This is a genomic window from Rathayibacter sp. Leaf296 (assembly GCF_001423045.1).
GTDB classification, from domain to species: domain Bacteria; phylum Actinomycetota; class Actinomycetes; order Actinomycetales; family Microbacteriaceae; genus Rathayibacter; species Rathayibacter caricis.
Map to the genome: position 1 here is coordinate 333523 of NZ_LMNR01000001.1, position 16885 is coordinate 350407.

Genomic DNA, 16885 nt, shown 5'->3' on the forward strand with positions numbered 1-16885 from the left:
TCGCCGGGGTCCTCGCGCTCGCGCAGCCGGTCGACGCCGACGTCCCCGCGCTCGCGACGGCCCGCGCCGCCGGGGTGCCGGTGACGCTCGTCGACACCGCCGACCTGCTCGCCTCCGGCACCGCCGTCACCGCCGTCGCCGACTCCGCTCCCACCGCGACCCTCCTGCTGGGTGCGCAGCTCGCCGCGCAGACCGCCCCGGAGTGGTCCCTCCGCGCCGCCGCGACCGGCTGGCAGCTGCCGGGCGGCGGGCAGCGGCTGTTCGGCGGGCACCTGTTCGTCGCGATCTACGGCACGCCCGGCGCCCCCGTGCTCGGGGTCCTCGGCGAGCAGGGACTGGAGGCGACCATCGAGCGCGCCGCGACCGTCGCCGAGCCGTACCGCGAGCTCACTCCGCTGCAGGTCGTGCCCAGCCTCGAGATCATCACGACTGTCGCGGCCGGCAGCGCGGGAAGCGACGGCGATTACTCCAACGAGCTGCCCGCTGAGGGCATCCGCCCCTACATCGACGCGGCGGCGGCCGCCGGCATGTACGTCGTGCTCGACCTGCAGCCGGGCCGGTCCGACTTCCTCACCCAGGCCCGCGCCTACGAGGAGCTGCTGCGGCTGCCGAACGTGGGCCTCGCCCTGGACCCGGAGTGGCGGCTCGCCCCCGACGAGGTGCCGCTCGCGCAGATCGGCCGCGTCTCGGCCGCGGAGGTCGACAGCGTGTCGAGCTGGCTCGCCGACCTCGTGCGCGACGCCGGACTTCCGCCGAAGATGTTCGTCCTGCACCAGTTCCGCTCGTCGATGCTGCAGGACCGCTCCAGCATCCGCCGCGACCGCCCCGAGCTCGAGTTCCTCGTGCACGTCGACGGCCAGGGCGCGCAGCCCGACAAGCAGGCCACCTGGAACGCGCTGCACCGCGACGCCCCCGAGGACCTCGCCTGGGGCTGGAAGAACTTCTACGACGAGGACCTGCCGATGCTCACCCCCGCCGAGACGATGACCGAGGTGTCGCCGCTGCCGGACCTGGTGACGTACCAGTAGGCGGGCGGCGGCCCCCGAGCTCAGCGGTAGCGGGTCTCGATACGCGCTGCGCGCTACTCGACCAGCGGGCGATTCTGCTGATCGAGTAGCCCGCGCAGCGGGCGTATCGAGATCCCCCACCGCATGCACGGTTGCCGAACGGTCCCGAAACGGGGCCTGCGCCGCTCCGAGAGCCCGGTTCGCGCCCACTCGGAGCCGGTCATCGTCGCGAGTCGGCGCGAATCGGGCTCCGGAGGCGCCCGACGGCCCGTTCCGCGGCCACTCGCCGCACTACTCCGGAGCGTCGACGAGAGTCAGCGCGGGCAGCCTCGCCGAGGCGTCGGCGCTCCACGCCGCGAGGACGCACGGACCGAGGTCGGCGGCGGCCGCGACTCCGGCGTCGAACCGCGTGGTCCAGAGCGCGAACGTCGAACCGTCGACGTCGAGCGGCTCCCAGTCCCCTCCGGTCGCGGCGAGCACGGCGGATCTGGCCAGGACCGCCTCCATCGCCGCGCGGTTCTCGGCCCGGGACCCTGCGAACACGGTCGTCTCGAACAGCAGCCCTTCGACGGCCAGCGCTGCCGTGCTCACCCGATCGGTCCGGGTCGACAGCACCACGCCCCGCACCATCCGCGTCCCGGTTCGCCTCAACGTCCGCAGCCTGCCGCCCTCGAACGCGACCGAGACGTCGGAGAGCAGTCCGTCGTCCTCACCCCTGCCGACGATCTCCCAGGGCCGGTCGACGGGGACGAGGATGCGCATCGTCGCATCCTGCCACCTCGGCCCCGGTCAGGCGTCGGCGGTCCGGCTGAGCCGAGCGCTGATCTGCGCCGCCGCCTCGGCCGCCAGCTCGTACGAGTAGCCGCGCACGAAGGGGAGCGACCTCGACACGAGCAGGAAGTCCGACTCGACCTCCTCGGCACCGTGCCGCCAGAGGATCCGGAGCGCGGGGATCGGATCCACCCCGTTCACGTGGACCGCCTCGGCGGACAGGACGTCCGCGAGCGGGAGCGCGACGAGTTCTCGCGGGGGATCCGCCCGCCACACCGCGATCCGCTCGTCGTCGACGCTCAGCACGTAGTGCATCGACACGCTCCACGCGGGCGCCCTCTCGGCGAGCCGGTCGGTCAGGTCCTTCACTCCCAGGTCGTCGCCCGCGGCGTGGCCCCGCGCCGGGAAGAGCACGGCGTCGGGGAGGAGGCGCCGGAGTGCACGCTCCGTCAGCAGCGCTCCGCGGCGGGAGAGGTACCAGAGCATCGCACCCAGCAGCAGCCCGCACAGGGCCGCAGCCCATCGGGACTGTCCGACGGACATCAGGACGGCGGCGCCCGCGATCACCGCCATGCAGCCTGCCAGCGTCGACCAGCGCTCGATCGACTCCTTCATCCGCCCATGATGACAGGCGGTGCTCAGGAGCCGGCGGCGAGCCTCAGCGCACCCCGCCGGTCGACGCGCGGACGATCAGCTCGGGGTCGAAGCCGGCGGAGCGGACGTCGGCGTCGCCTCGGATCGCCGCGATCAGCAGTTCGGCGGCGCGCTCGCCCATGCGGTGGGTGGGCTGCCGGATCGAGGTCAGCGGCACGACGGCCGCGTCGGCGAAGGGGATGTCGTCGTAGCCGACGAGGGCGATGTCGCCAGGGATCGAGACCCCGCCGCGCACCAGGCTCTGCATGACGCCCAGCGCCAGCTCGTCGTTCGCGGCGAAGATCCCGTCGGGCCGCTCGTCCGCCGGCATCGCCAGGATCCGCTCGCCCAGCTCCCGGCCGAGGCCCGGACCCATGCCGACGGTCTCGATCGAGGAGAAGGCCGCGCCCGACGCGCGGACGGCCGCCGAGCAGCCGTCGAAGCGGTCGCGCACCTGCGGGATCCCGAGGGTGCCGCCGAGGAACAGGAGGCGGCGGCACCCGTTCGCGAGGAGGTGCTCGGCCGCCATCCGACCGCCGAGGACGTCGTCGAGGGCGACCGACAGCAGCCGGCCGCGCGGGTCGACCTGGTCGACCAGCACGACCGGGACGCCGCGCTGCTCGAAGACGTCGAGGTGGTCGAGCGAGGACGCGATCGGCGCGAGCAGCACGCCGTCGACCCGCTGGCGGGCGAACAGGTCGAGGTAGCGCAGCTCGCGGGCGGCGGAGTCCTGGGTGGCGCCGAGGACGAGGGAGTAGCCCGCCTCCTCGGCGCCGTGCTCCGCTCCGAGCGCCAGCTCGGCGTAGAACGGGTTGCCCAGGTTCACGACGGCCATGCCGACCGCCATGCTCTTGCCCGCGCGCAGCTGCCGGGCGGCCACGTTCGGGATGTACCCCAGGGCGGCGACCGCGTCGGCGACCGCCGCCATCGCCGCGCTGGACACCCGCTCGGGGCGGTTCAGCGCGTACGAGGCGGTGGTCACCGAGACGCCGGCGCGGGCGGCGACGTCGCGGATGCCGACCTGGGGCACGGGATCAGTCCGTGCTCGAGGAGCGGCGGCGGGAGCCGATCAGCAGGGCGGCGCCGCCGAGCAGGAGCGCGAGCACTCCGGCCGGGAGCAGCGACAGGTCGGCTCCGGTCGACGCCAGTCCTCCGTGCGAGCCGCCCGAGGCGCCGGGCGCTGCGGTGCGGGTCGGCTCGGGACCCGGCACGACGGGCGCCGGAGCGGTCGCGGTCGGCTCGGGAGTCGGCTCCGCGGTCGGTCCGGGAGTCGGCTCGACGGTCGGCTCCGGCGTAGGCGTCGGCCCCGGCGTCCCCTCCTGCGCGAGCACCGGCACCGCCGACCAGTCGATGTCGCTCGCCAGGCCGTACGAGGTGTACGACGGCTGGTTGTACGCCGTGTTCTGGCGCGCGACCTCGACCCGGTACTGCGGGTCGTGCATCAGCGTGGTCAGCTTGCGGTCGGTGACCTCGGTGCTCGAGTAGATCCGGATCGCGCTCGAGTCGGCGGTCGGCAGCAGGAGCTCCTCGCGCCAGTCGCCGAGCACGTCGGCGACCAGCGACGGGTTGCCCTTGGTGCCGTTGTTCGTGACGGTCCCCTCGGCCGAGAGCAGCACCTCGCCGGCGCCGGTGACGATCGTCGGAGTGACGGGAGTCGCGTCCTGCATCGTCGTGCTCGCGACGATCTGGGTGGTCATGTCGGCAGCCCAGCGGATGCTCTGGTTGGTGCCCGGCTGCGTGTCCGAGAGCGGCTCGCCGCTCGCGCTGAGCGTGCCGACGGCCCAGACCTCCTGGCCGGGCAGGGCGGGGTCGATGTCGCCGATCATGCCGCGACCGGTGTCCTTGCCGGTGTAGGCGCCGAAGAGCACCTCTCCGGTGGCCGCGTCGCGCAGCGCGTACCCGTACGGGGCGTACGCGCCGCCCTCGTGCACCGTGAAGACCTCGAGCCCGGGGCGGGCGGGATCGATGTCGGTGACGTGCATCGCGTCGCCGTGGCCGAGGCCCGCCTCGGTGCCGGGAGCCGCGCTGCCCTCGGGGAGGGTGTCGAACGACGTGTACAGCAGGCCGCCGTCGTCGTCGAGGGTCGCGGAGCCGTAGACGATCTCCTGGCGCCCGTCGCCGTCGACGTCCGCGGCGCTGAGCGAGTGGAAGCCCTGCGTGGTGAGGCGGCCCCACTCCTCGCTGGTGCCCTCGCGGCCGTGCGGGCCGTCGTTGAACGGGTTCGTCATCGGCACGTGGCCGCTGTCGGCGATCCACCGCTTCGTCAGATCGGAGCCGTCCCAGTCGTAGGCGACGACGACGGCGCGCGTGTAGTAGCCGCGGGCGAAGACGGCCGAGTGGGTCTCTCCGTCGAACGACGCGACTCCGGCCAGGAAGCGGTCGACGCGGTTGCCCGGCTCGATGCGCGACATCGCGTAGTCGCCCCAGAGCAGCCCGTCGTCGCCGCGGCCCGGCTCGTAGGCGGCGGTCTCGAGCTCGGCGCCGGTCTCTCCGTCGAACACGGTGAGGTACTCGGGGCCGGTGAGGACGAAGCCCTCGAAGGTGGTGAGGTCGTTGCGGTCGCTGCGGCTGGGCGCGTAGACGTCGATGAAGTAGTCGACGAGCTCCTCGGCGCCGGTGCGGTCGAGCGGGTACTCGTGCGTCGGAGTGGTGCCGAACGCCTCCTCGAGGGTCGCGGGCCACTGCCCGCTCGTCACCTCCTCGCGCTCGCCCCAGCCCTGGAAGACCCCGATGAGGTGCTCGCGGTAGTCGGCCGCGGACATCCGGTAGTCGTCGTCGGCGGTGACGCCGGCCGCGACGTCCTCGGGCAGCAGGGTGATCGATTCCGCCTCGGAGGCGTCGCCGCCGGGCAGCACGCGGGTGCCGGGCGCGGTCTTGGTCATGATCTCGGAGCGGCCGTCGCCGTCGAAGTCCGAGACCATGAACTGCGTGTAGTGCGCGCCCGAGCGGATGTTGACGCCCAGGTCGATGCGGTGCAGCAGCGTGCCGTCGGCCTCGTAGGTGTCGAGGTAGGTGTTCCCGGTGTACCCCTTCTGCGAGACGTCCTTCGCGTTCGACGGGTACCACTTCACGACGTACTCGTAGTCGCCGTCGCCGTCCATGTCGCCGACGCTCATGTCGTTGGCGCTGTAGGTGTACGCCTCGCCGGCCGGAGTGACTCCGTCGGCCGGCTTCTGCAGCGGCAGGGTCTGGAAGGCGTCGGCCGAGGCGGTGGCGCGTGCGCTGGGCTCGCCCGGCTCGCCGTCGACGATCGGCACGACCCGGTACTCGTCGCCGGGGGCGCCGTCGGGGTCGTGCAGGTTGGTGCTGTCGGTGACGACTCCGATCCGCTCGGTGCCGCGGAGCACGGCGAAGTCGGCGCCGACCATGCCGGTCGCGGACGAGCCGGTGACCTCGGTCGCGAGCAGGCGCCAGCTGACGAACACGCTGCCGTCGGGCGAGGCGAGGGCGACGACTCCGCGGTCGAGGTCCTCGAGCTGCTGGGTGAGCAGCGGGTTCGCGGCGGGCGCGGTCAGCGGGGCGGCGGCGGAGGGGGCGGCGGCGGCGAACGAGACGCCGGCGACCAGGGCGAGGCAGAGGCCGGAGCGCAGGGCCCGGCGGGAGGAGGCGGGCCCGGTCGGGACCGGACGGCGTGGACGTAGGAACGAATTCGGCATTGAATCCCTCGGCATCGATGGAGTCCGGGAAGCAGGAATGCGTTTTCCCGGAACGTTCGCCAGCCTAGGCGACCCCTTTCGCGGGGGTCAACCACGCGACTGCGAGGGATGCGCCGCGTCAGCCCTCGCCGAGCAGCCGCTTCGGAGCGCGCGCCCGCCAGGCCTCGTGCAGCACCTGCTCGAGGTCCTCCGCTGACACCTGCTCCAGTCGCACGATCACGCTCGCGTGCCCGTCGTAGTGCGGAGTCGTCGTGAACGCCTCCGGGTCGCGCCGCAGCAGCGCCTCGCGCTCGGCGAGGTCGGCGCACCAGCACAGCAGTTCGCCCGGCCGCTCGAGCAGCCGGGCGAAGACGGTCCGCCCGACCACCCAGGCGGGCGTGGCGTAGGACGTGCGCTCGTGCACCTCGGGCAGCGCCAGGGCGATCCGGCGGGCGTCGTCCTCGGTGCTCATGCCGTGCCTCCTGCGGATCAGACGCCCGTGCGGGCGCCTTCGCGCAGTCCTTCCTCCTTGGCCTCGCGCACGAGCCGCTCGATGCGGCGGCGCGAGCGGATGCGCCCGGCGAAGAGCGCGAACAGGATCAGCGCGATGCCGAGCAGGGCCAGCAGCTGCGGCAGCGGGATCGCCGTCACCGAGGACGACTCCGAGACCGGGGCGACCTCGATCTGCTCCTCCGACGGGGTGACGACGGTCGGCGCCACGGTGAACTCCACCGGCACCGAGAACAGCGGCCAGACGTCGTCGAGGACCACCGAGACCGCGCGGCGGTCGCCGGGCAGCAGCTCCTGCGCGGTGGCGTCCTCGGGGATGAGCGCCGCGGAGGCGCCCTGCGCGCTGACCGTGCCGTCCAGCAGCAGGCGCACGTTGCCGGTGTTGACCACCTCGGCGTCCACCGTCACGGAGCCGGGACGCAGCGGGTTCCACGAGACGCGGTACTCGCTCTGCACGTTCTCGACCGCGACCCCCGGGGAGACGTCGCCGGACACGCGGGTCATCACGCGGAAGCCGATGCGGCTCTCGACGCCCACGGCGGCACCGCCCGCCTCGGAACCGACCGAGAGGACGGACGCGGCGATGCCGGCCGCGTGGTCGCCCGGCTCCGCGTCCTCGGGGACCGTCACCGTGAAAGGCACGATCGCCGTGGCGCCGGGATCGACGGTGACGCTCTCGGGAGCGTCGATCCAGGTGCCGGCCTCGACCGACTCCTCGGAGGAGGAGAGCATGTTGAAGCGGCCGGTGTCGGTGAAGTAGCCGTCGGCCGCGGTGATGCGGAAGGTCACGGGCTGCGTGCTGAGGTTGCTGACCGCGGCCTCCTCCTGCGCCTCGGCGCCGGGATCGAGATCGAGCTCGATCCAGGAGCGCTTGTCGGGAGCGCCGTCGGCGGCGGGGCGCATCGCCCACGAGATCTGCCCGGCCGTGTCGTCGGCGAGCGCGGGAGGTGCCGCGGACGCGGCGACCGCGGCGACCGCGAGGGCGAGGAGGGTGCGGAGGGCGGCTCTCGGCCGGCGGGAGGATCGTCGCTGATCGGTCATGAGGTGTCCAGGATGCCACGGTCGGGGAAAGGACGACGCGGCCGAGCAGTGGCTGCTCGACCGCGTCGGGGTGTCCAGGAGGCCGGAGCCTCCCGGCGTCACTCGAAGAGCGACAGGGTGAGGGTCGACGAGTAGTCGCCGGCCTCGACCGTGGGTGCGGTCCTCAGGAAGAGGTCCGCGTTCGCGGTGAAGGGGCCGGTCGGGTTGACCTCGGCCGACTGGTTGGTCAGGGCCAGCAGCTCCTGGTCGACGAGTCCCGTGTTGTCGTCTCCTTCGTCGACAGCGGTCTCGACCCGGTCGCCCTCGGCGATCAGGCCGGTCTCGCCGCCGTCGATCACGCGGGGCTGCCAGCCGAGGTTCGCGGCCGAGATGACGTCACCGGTGGTGTTGGTGAAGTCGTCCGCGGTTCCGACGACGTACCAGCCCGCCTCCGCGGGGACGTCCTCGGCGTCGCGGGTGTCGGTGATGGTGACGGTGGGCAGGGTGCCCGTGAACTGGCGGATGACGGACGTGGAGCCCGCCTCGGTCAGCTCGGTCGAGTCGCCGGCGACGGTCATCGACAGCGCGCCGCCTCCGGGCAGCTCGGCGATCTCGACGTTGACGTCGACGTCGTTGGACTCGAGCTCGACCTCGGCGGCCACCGCGGTGCCGGCGACGCCGAGGAGGAGGAAGCCGCCGGCGAGGCCGGCCACTCCGCGGGAGACGATCGTTCGGGTGTTCATTGCGGGTGTTCTCCGTTCTCCGCGGCGGCGCCGTCGCCGCCGCGGTTCTGTGTGTCGGATGGTAACCGAGGTCAGCCGCAGCTGATCGCGGAGGTGGGGGTCGTGGTGGTCGCCGAAGCGGGGACGTTCGCCACGAAGGCGGTGGAGGTCGTGGTGACCTGGCCGGCCGGGATCGCCGCGGTCCTGGCGGTGAAGGCGGCCGTCACCGTCTTGCCCGCGCCGACCTCTGCGAAGGTCTTCGAGCCGGCGGCCGAGGTGACCGTCGTCTTGACCGGGAAGGCGTTCGGGTTCGTCGCAGTGACCGTGATCACAGGCTTGCCCGCGACGCAGCGGGTGCCGGTCGTGACGGTCGCTCCGACGATGCCGGTCGTCCCGGCCACCGCGGCGGTCTGCGCCGTCGCCGTGGCGGGGGACCAGCCGGGCTTCGTCGCCGACACCGTCACCGAGACCACGGTGCCGCGGTCGGCCGCGGTGAGGACGTACGTCGACGCGGTCGCGCCGGCGATGTCCACTCCGCCGCGCTTCCACTGGTACGCCGTGGCGGTCCAGGGGGAGGAGGCGGTCGCCGTGAGCCGGGTCCCGACCGTGGCGGCGCCGGTGATGGCGACGCGCAGCGGGGCGGGGTCGGTGATGGTCTGGCCGGCGACGCTCTCGAGGGTCGGGACGACCTTCTGCATGAGCCCGGTCGCCGGGTCGAAGGTGACACGGTCGATCGTGGTCTCGCGGTGCTGGCCGTCTCCACCGGGCATCGCGAACCGGTGGTAGGCGATGTACCAGTCGTCGGTGCCGGGGACGTTGACGATCGAGTTGTGGCCGGTCGCGAGGATCCCCAGCGACGGGTTCTTCTCGAGGATCACGCCGCGGTAGGTCCACGGGCCGTCGACGCTCGTCGAGGTGGCGTAGCCGACCTTGTAGTTCTCGGATCCGGTGTCGTCGATGGAGTACGTCAGGTGGTACAGCCCCTGGCGGTAGTTGATGAAGCTGCCCTCGCGGTAGTCGGTCAGTCCGCTCATCCGCTTGATGGTGCCGGCCTTGACCGAGAGCATGTCGTCGGACAGCTCGGCGTAGACGGGCGAGCCGTTGCCCCAGAAGAGGTAGGTCTTGCCGGTGGCGGGGTCGGTGAACGCGGCCGGGTCGATCGCCTGACCGGAATTGACGGACTCGCCGTTGGTGATCATCGCGGTCGGCTGCGCCGTGAACGGACCGGCGGGGCTGTCGGCGACGGCCACTCCGATCGTCTTGCGGTTCAGCGAGGTGTTGTGGCCCGAGAAGTAGAAGTAGTACTTCCCGCCCTTCTCGATGATCGTCGGCGCCCAGGCGTTGCCCTCGGCCCACGGGACGTTCCCGTTCGCGCCGTCGAGGGTGAGGATCGGCTGCGCCGAGCGCGTCCAGTCGACGAGGTTCTTGGAGGACCAGACGTAGAAGGTCTTCCCGCCCCAGCCCGGGAACCCGTCGGACGTCGCGTAGATGTAGAAGGTGTCGCCGAACGCGACGATGTTCGGGTCGGCGTAGAGACCGGGGATCACCGGGCTCTTCATCTCGACGGCCTTCATCGTCCAGGTGGCGGTGGCTCCACCCGCTGCCGTGAGCGTGTACGTGACCGGCGTGCGCAGGTCCCGGACGGTGCCGGAGGCGGGGGAGGAGGTCGTGCCGGTCGCCGTGGCGAACACGGGGGCCAGCTTCGAGCGGTCGGTGCCGGGCTTCACCGCGAAGGTGACGGTCCGGGCGGTCGAGTCGACGATCGGAGCGACCTTCAGCACGTCGGGCGCGGTGAGCGAGACTCCGGCGATCTGGTCGGCCGATCCGGAGCGGGTCAGCACCTCGCTCTCGCTGAGAGCGCGGTTCCAGAGCGCGAACTCGCGGTACTCGCCCTTGAACAGCTTGTCGCCGCCGTAGAGCGAGCGGCCGAGGTAGTTGGCCGCGGTGCGTCCGCCGCCCAGATCGGCCGGCGTCGTGGTGACTCCGGTCTTCGTGGCGACCTTCGCGCCGTTCAGGTAGATCGTCGCCGTGCCGCCCGAGAGCGTGTAGGTGAGCTTCGCCCACTGGCCGCGGGGGAGGTTCGACCCGGTCCCGGCGGTCTGCTCGGTCTGCCAGTTCCCGGAGGCGATGCTCGTGCGGTACGAGTCGCCGGTGGTGAACAGGTAGCCGTTGCCGGCGTTGTTCGACGAGTTGCCGAGTCCGTAGAGGAAGTACGGCGTGCCCTGGGTCGGGTCGATCTTGACCTCGGCCTCGACGGTGATGTCCTCGACTCCGGTCAGCACGTCGTCCGGCAGGTCGACGTAGTCGTCCGTGCCGTCGAACACGAGGGCGCCGGACTGCCAGGCGGCGCCACCGACGATCGCGCCGTCGCGGTCGTTGCCCGACACATCCTCGAGCGTGATGCCCGAGCCGTTGTCGAAGGAGTAGCGCAGGATCTCACCGGCGGCGTTCGCGGTCACCGGGGTCGGGCCGGCCGGCTCGGCGGCGCGCAGCGCGGCGAGCTCGGTGGCCGTCACGGGGAGGACCGTGCCGTGGCGCGGGCTCGCGGGGAGGTCGTAGTTCGAGGCGACCTGCCAGTTCGGCGCGTTCAGGTCGGCGGTCTTCAGCGGGATGTAGCCGCGTCCGCCGTACTCGTCGACGAAGAGGTAGTTCGTCTGGCCGTTCACGTCGCCCGGGTTCGCGGCGAAGGCGGTGGGGCCCTCGACGGCGCCGGTCCCGGCGTCGCGGCCGATGCAGCTGTCGACGGTGGTCCAGCCGGTGAGCGGAGCGCGGAGCTGCGTCGACTTCTCCTGGATGATGTCGGAGCAGCCGGTGCCGCTCGCGCCCTCGTCCTTCGTGAAGCGGTGGAAGGTGCCGTTCTGCTCGATCACGGTGGAGTCGATGCGCGAGGTGTTCTGCCAGACCTGCGGGGTGGAGAACGTCGTGAAGTCGCGGGTGGTGGCGTACATCATCACGTTGTTCACGTTGCCGGTGTGGTTCGGGTCGTTCTCGGCGTAGAGCTTCGAGGCCCAGTAGACGACGTAGGCGCCGATGCTCGCGTCCCAGTGCGCCTCGGGCGCCCAGGTGTTGCCGGCGGTCTCGGGCGAGACCAGCACGTGGCGCTGCTCGGACCAGTTCACGAGGTCGTGCGACTCCCAGACCTCGAGGTAGCGGCTGCCCTGACGCTGCGAGCGGTCCCAGTTGCCGTCGCGACCGATGGAGAGGTCGGTGGCGATCAGGTAGAAGGTGTCGCCCTCGGGGGAGCGGATGAGGAACGGGTCGCGCAGGCCCTTCTCGCCGAAGGTCGAGGTCAGCACGGGCTGACCGCCGTTGAGCTCGTCCCAGGCGAGGGCGTTGTTGCCCTTGCTCGCGGCCAGGAAGATGTTCTCGCCCTCGATGCTGTTGCCGGTGAAGTAGGCGAACGCGTAGCCCTCGAGCGGAGCGAGCTGCTTCGCGGCGCGCACCGTGGCGACGAGCTCGCGGGTGGCGGTGGCCGAGTTCTTGGTCACGGTGGCACGGAGCGTCACGGTGCGGTCGGCGGACTGCCGCGTGACGACTCCGGCGGTCGAGATCACGGCCGGATCGCTGGAGGTCCAGCTGATCGAGGTGCCGGCGGGAGCCGCGGGGATCGTGATGTTGCCGCGGACGTCGGTGAGGTCCGGGATCGTGAGACCGGCGGCGGCTGCGTCGACGATCTGCTGGTCGCTGGCGTTCGAGAGGACCGTGGCGGTGAAGGCCTTGGTGCGGGTCTCGGAGCCGCTCGTGATCGTGGCCGTGAGGGTGACCGTCGCGTTGCCGGCCGACGCGGCGGGCCGGGTGACGACTCCGCTGGTCGAGATCGTCTGCGGAGCGCTCGAGGCCCACGTGATCGCGGAGCCGTTGGCGCCGGTCGCGGGCAGCGCGAGGTTCGCCTGGACGGCCGAGAGGTCGCCGAGCGACAGCGCGGACGCGTCGCGGGTGGCCTTCGTCGCCGCGGTCGGCTGCAGGGCGGTCACCTCGGCGGCCGTGAGCGCGTTGTCGTAGATGCGGAAGTCGCGCACGCTGCCGGCGAGCGTCTTGTCGGCGGCGTAGTTGGAGCGGCCGATGAAGTTGGAGGTGGTGGTGCCGCCGCCGATCGCGGAGGGCTTCGTGGTGACGCCGGTCTGGACGGCGACCTGGGTGCCGTCGAGGTAGAGGCGGGCGGTGTCGCTCGCGTCGTCCAGCGTGTAGGTGAGGGTCTTCCAGACGCCGCGGGGGAGCGGGGTCGTGGTCTCGGCGTTCTGCTCGCCCTGCCAGTTGCTCGGCGTGATCGTCGTGCGGTAGCGGTTGTCGGCGAGGGTGGCGAGGTAGCCGGCGCCGGAGTTGCTGGTCGCGGCGGTGCCGAGTCCGTAGACGAAGTAGTTGCCGGACTGCTCGGGGCGCACGAGCACCTCGGTGCTCACGGTGATCGAGTTCAGCCCCGCGAGGATGTTGTCGGGCAGCTTCACGGCGTCGTCGGTGCCGTCGAGGACGACGCCCGCGTCGCCGGCGGTCCTCGCACCTCCGACCAGCGTGCCGTTGCGGTTCTTCCCCGAGCTGTCGACAGCGACCGTGCCGCTGGTCTCGTTCAGCTGGTAGCGCAGCACGAGGTTCTCGGGGTTCGCGGCGGCCTGGGCCGGCATCGCGGAGAGGAGGGGGAGGGCCAGCGCCGCGGCTGTCGCCAGGACGAGGGGTCGTAGGTAGGGCTTCATCGCGCTTGCTCCTGGATCGGCACCATTGCTGAGGGAGGGGAAGGGGTGCCGAGACTCTCGGCGTGTTCACGGTAACACGATGTTGACGTCAACGTGAAGGGGTCGGGCGGTATCGATCGGACTCGATCACCGGATGAACCGGAACGGCACCCCCGCCCCGGAGGAGGGGGCGGGGGTGCCGTCGCAGCAGAGCGTCGGAGGGCGCTCTAGGTCCTGCTGCGCGACATGACCGCGCGCTGCAGGAGGACGAAGACGAGCAGGATGCCGCCGGTGATGATCGTGGTGGCCTCCGGGGGGATGCCGCCGTCGCGGGTGATCAGGACGTTCATCAGGCCCAGGACCAGCGCGCCGACGACCGAGCCGAGCACGAAGCCCACCCCGCCCGTGAGCAGTGTGCCGCCGATGACGGTCGCCGCGATCGCGTCGAGCTCCCATCCGGTGCCCGTGATGTTCTGCGCGCTGCCGAGGCGGGCCGTGTACACGACGCCGGCCAGACCGGCGAGCGTGCCGCTGATCACGTAGATGAAGAGCTTCGTCCGGAGCACCGGGAGCCCCATCAGGGCCGCCGACTGCTCGGAGCCGCCCATCGCGTAGACCGTGCGGCCGATGCGGGTGCGGTGCAGGACGAAGAACGCTCCGGCGACCACGAGCAGGGCGATGATCACGCCGGGGCTGATCACGAAGTCGTTGACCTTCGGGCCGTCGATCAGCTTGATCGGCGTCGCGAGCGAGGTCACGGCGGAGTCCTCGGGGAGGCGCTCGGGCACCGTGCTCAGCATCGAGGCGAGGCCCCGGGCGAGGAACATCATGGCGAGCGTCGCGATGAACGGCTGCACGTCGAAGTACTGGATGAGGATGCCCGAGATCAGGCCGAAGGCCGATCCGATGACGACCATCAGGACCATGACGAGCCAGGGGTTCCAGCCGGCGTTGATCAGCAGGACACCGCTGACGCTGCTGAAGGCGATCACCGCGCCGACCGAGAGGTCGATGCCGCCGGTCAGGATCACGAAGGTGAGCCCGACGGCGAGGATGATCAGGTGCGCGTTGTTGACCAGGAGGTTCGACAGCGTGCTGGCCTGCAGGATCCGGCCGTAGGCCGCCTCACCGTAGACGAGCATGCCGACGAAGATCACCAGGGCCGCCACGGTGGGCAGCTTGTCGAGGTGCTGGCTGAAGAAGGACCGGGCGCTCGTGCGCTCGGAGCTCGCCGGAGGGGCGGAGCGGGTCAGCAGGGCGCTCATGCGGGGATCGCCTCTTTCTGCGGGGCGCGACGACGCGCTTCGCGACGGTGGGAGAAGGCGGAGCGGACGCGCTCGGACTGCAGGAGGCAGAGAGCGACGATCACGATCGCCTTGAAGGCGGGCGTCGCGGAGGAGGAGACGCCGAGGAAGACCACGGTCTTGTCGAGGGTCGCGATCAGGATCGCTCCGACCGCGGCGCCGGCGATGTTGAACTTGCCGCCCGCGAGCGAGGTGCCGCCGATGACGACCGCGAGGATCGCGTCGAGCTCGAGCTGGTACCCGGTGCGGGAGGTGTCGACGGTCATGACGCTCGCGGTGGCGAAGACGCCCGCGACTCCGGCCAGCACGCCGCTGCTGATGTAGGCGGTGAGGAGGAGGCCGCGGCGGTTGATGCCCGCGAGGCGGGCGGCCTTGGCGTCCATGCCGATGGCCTCGATCATCAGGCCCAGCGCGCTGCGGCGGACCAGGAGGCCGACCGCGACGACGATGGCGATGGCGAGGAGGAACACGACCGGGAGGCCGAAGACGTAGCCGTTGGCGAGCCAGCGGAACGGCTCGTTCGTGGCGGCCGTGTTCTGGCCACCGGTGATCACCTTCGCGAGTCCGCGGCCGGCGAGCATGACGACGAGGGTGCTGATGAAGGGCTGCAGGCCCACCACCGACACGAGCACGCCGTTGACCGCTCCGAGCACCGCGCTGACCAGCAGGGCGAGGCCGAAGGCGGCCGCGGCGGCGCCGAGGGAGTCGGGAGCGCCCTGGGCGTTCAGGAACTCCATCGAGACGGCGCCGGCGACGACCATGATCGAGCCGACCGAGAGGTCGATGCCCCCGGTCGCGACCACCAGGCACATGCCGACGGCGATCATCAGGATCGGAGCCGCGGCGCGGGCGATGTCGATCACGTTGCCGACGAGGTAGCCGGTCGTGGGGCTCATGGAGACCGAGAGGTATCCGGGGTCCTTGACCACGTTGATCAGCAGGAGGAGGACGATCGCGACCGCTCCCCAGAACCACTGCCGCCGGATCAGGCCGGTGAGGAGCGAGGTCCTCCCGGTTCGGGTGTCGCTGCTCATGATGCGGCCTCCTGCGTGGCGCCTTCGAGAACGACGACGTCCTCGTCGACGACTCCCTCTGCGGCGATGGTAGTGACGATGGACTCCGCTGTCACCGCGGGGCCGTTGAGGATCTCGGCGATGACCCGGTGGTCCTTGAGCACGATGATGCGGTCGCTGAGGCGGACCACCTCGTCGAGCTCGGACGAGATGAAGATCACGGCGACGCCTTCGCCGGCGAGGGCGACGACCTTCTCCTGGATCTCGGCCTTGGCGCCGACGTCGATGCCGCGGGTGGGCTCGTCGAGGATCAGGATCTCGGGGTGCGTGGCGAGCCAGCGGCCCAGCAGGACCTTCTGCTGGTTTCCTCCGGAGAGCTTGCTGATCGGGCGGTCCGGGTCGGCGGGGCGCACGTTGAGCTCGACGAGGTACTTGTCGACGATCTCGTCCTTCTCCTTCTTGGAGAGGGGGCGGGCCCAGCCGCGCTTGGCCTGCACCGCGAGGATCAGGTTCTCGCGGATGGAGAGGTCGCGGATGATGCCCTCGTCGCGGCGGTTCTCGCTCGCGAAGGCGATCTTGTGCGCGAGTCCGGCGGTGGGCGTCGCGACGTCGACCTTCTTGCCGTGCAGCGTGACCTCGCCCGTCTCGGGCTTGTCGACGCCGTAGATCAGGCGGGCCAGCTCGGTGCGGCCGGAGCCCAGGAGGCCGGCGAAGCCGACGACCTCGCCGCGGTGCAGCGTGATGTCGGTGGGCTCGATCGAGCCCTTCCGGCCCAGGCCCTTGGCCGAGTAGAGCGGCGCGTCGCGGTAGAGGTGCTCGCTGTTCTCGCGCTCGGAGTCGAGGGAGCGCAGCGCCGCGATGTCCTTGCCGATCATCTTCGAGATGAGCGAGGTGCGGTCGAGGTCCGGAGTGAGGTACTCGCCGATGTACTTGCCGTTGCGCAGCACCGTGAGACGGTCGCTGATCGCGTAGACCTGGTCGAGGAAGTGCGAGACGAAGAGGATCGCGACGCCCTCCGCGCGCAGCCGCCGGATGACGACGAAGAGGTTCTCGACCTCGTTCGCGTCCAGGCTCGAGGTCGGCTCGTCGAGGATCAGGACCTTCGAGTCGCTCACCGTGGAGCGGCTGATCGCGACCAGCTGCTGCATCGCGATCGAGAGCGACGAGAGCGACTGGCGGGTGTTGAGGTGGTCGAGCCCGAGCTTGGCCAGGGCGACCTTGGCCGCCGCGTGGGTGGCCTTCCAGTTGATGCCGAAGGGGCCGCGGACCTCGTAGCCGAGCATCACGTTCTCGCCGATGGAGAGGTTCGTGACCAGGTTCACCTCCTGGTACACGGTGGAGATGCCGGCCGCCTGCGCATCGGCGGTGCCGGAGAGGCGCTTGGGCGAGCCCGCGACGAGGATCTCTCCGCTGTCGATGCGGTAGACGCCGGTCAGGGCCTTGATGAGCGTGGACTTGCCGGCGCCGTTCTCGCCCATGAGCGTGTGGACCTCGCCCGGGAAGAGGCGGAAGTCGACGCCGTCGAGCGCTTTGACACCGGGGAAGCTGATCGAGATGTTCTTCATCTCGACGATCGGAGGCGAAGCTGTCATGTCGCGTCCTT

Annotated in this window: 11 protein-coding genes and 1 pseudogene; 1 reads left to right on the forward strand and 11 read right to left on the reverse strand. The window is 71.3% G+C overall.

Annotated elements, in window-relative coordinates; translation table 11 throughout:
• Positions 1 to 1028: pseudogene (locus tag ASF46_RS19320) on the forward strand (hypothetical protein); the annotation flags it as partial.
• Between the two features lie 270 nt (positions 1029 to 1298).
• Here the strand turns inward: ASF46_RS19320 and ASF46_RS01430 are convergent.
• The 11 genes from ASF46_RS01430 to ASF46_RS01480 all read right to left on the reverse strand — a co-directional run bounded on the left by ASF46_RS01430 (position 1299) and on the right by ASF46_RS01480 (position 16874).
• Positions 1299 to 1769, reverse strand: coding sequence for a hypothetical protein (locus tag ASF46_RS01430; RefSeq protein ID WP_056866120.1), 471 nt, complete (start codon positions 1767 to 1769; stop codon positions 1299 to 1301).
• 27 nt (positions 1770 to 1796) lie between these two features.
• Positions 1797 to 2393: a hypothetical protein gene (locus ASF46_RS01435; RefSeq protein WP_056866121.1), complete on the reverse strand. Its 597-nt coding sequence runs from the start codon at positions 2391 to 2393 to the stop codon at positions 1797 to 1799.
• A gap of 43 nt (positions 2394 to 2436) precedes the next feature.
• The gene (locus ASF46_RS01440) at positions 2437 to 3441 is read right to left on the reverse strand and encodes a LacI family DNA-binding transcriptional regulator (protein ID WP_056866122.1); all 1005 of its coding nucleotides are present in this window, start codon (positions 3439 to 3441) and stop codon (positions 2437 to 2439) included.
• Positions 3442 to 3445: 4 nt separating this feature from the next.
• Entirely contained in the window at positions 3446 to 6067 is a 2622-nt protein-coding gene (locus ASF46_RS01445; RefSeq protein WP_162240148.1) for a rhamnogalacturonan lyase, read from the reverse strand.
• Between the two features lie 118 nt (positions 6068 to 6185).
• The gene (locus ASF46_RS01450; protein ID WP_056866123.1) at positions 6186 to 6518 is read right to left on the reverse strand and encodes an MmcQ/YjbR family DNA-binding protein; all 333 of its coding nucleotides are present in this window, start codon (positions 6516 to 6518) and stop codon (positions 6186 to 6188) included.
• A gap of 17 nt (positions 6519 to 6535) precedes the next feature.
• Positions 6536 to 7597, reverse strand: coding sequence for a WxL protein peptidoglycan domain-containing protein (locus ASF46_RS01455; protein ID WP_056866124.1), 1062 nt, complete (start codon positions 7595 to 7597; stop codon positions 6536 to 6538).
• Between the two features lie 98 nt (positions 7598 to 7695).
• Entirely contained in the window at positions 7696 to 8319 is a 624-nt protein-coding gene (locus ASF46_RS01460) for a hypothetical protein (RefSeq protein WP_056866125.1), read from the reverse strand.
• A 71-nt stretch (positions 8320 to 8390) separates the two neighbouring features.
• Positions 8391 to 12986, reverse strand: coding sequence for a family 43 glycosylhydrolase (locus ASF46_RS01465; protein ID WP_056866126.1), 4596 nt, complete (start codon positions 12984 to 12986; stop codon positions 8391 to 8393).
• 206 nt (positions 12987 to 13192) lie between these two features.
• Positions 13193 to 14230 (reverse strand): ABC transporter permease subunit, encoded by a 1038-nt coding sequence (locus tag ASF46_RS01470; protein WP_055785612.1) that lies wholly within the window; start codon positions 14228 to 14230, stop codon positions 13193 to 13195.
• On the reverse strand, positions 14227 to 15303 hold the full coding sequence (locus ASF46_RS01475) for an ABC transporter permease (RefSeq protein WP_055785615.1): 1077 nt from the start codon (positions 15301 to 15303) through the stop codon (positions 14227 to 14229). The genes ASF46_RS01470 and ASF46_RS01475 overlap by 4 nt, the downstream gene beginning before the upstream one ends.
• The gene (locus tag ASF46_RS01480; protein ID WP_056866127.1) at positions 15300 to 16874 is read right to left on the reverse strand and encodes a sugar ABC transporter ATP-binding protein; all 1575 of its coding nucleotides are present in this window, start codon (positions 16872 to 16874) and stop codon (positions 15300 to 15302) included. Before ASF46_RS01480 ends, ASF46_RS01475 begins: the two co-directional genes overlap by 4 nt.
• Positions 16875 to 16885: the final 11 nt, after the last annotated feature.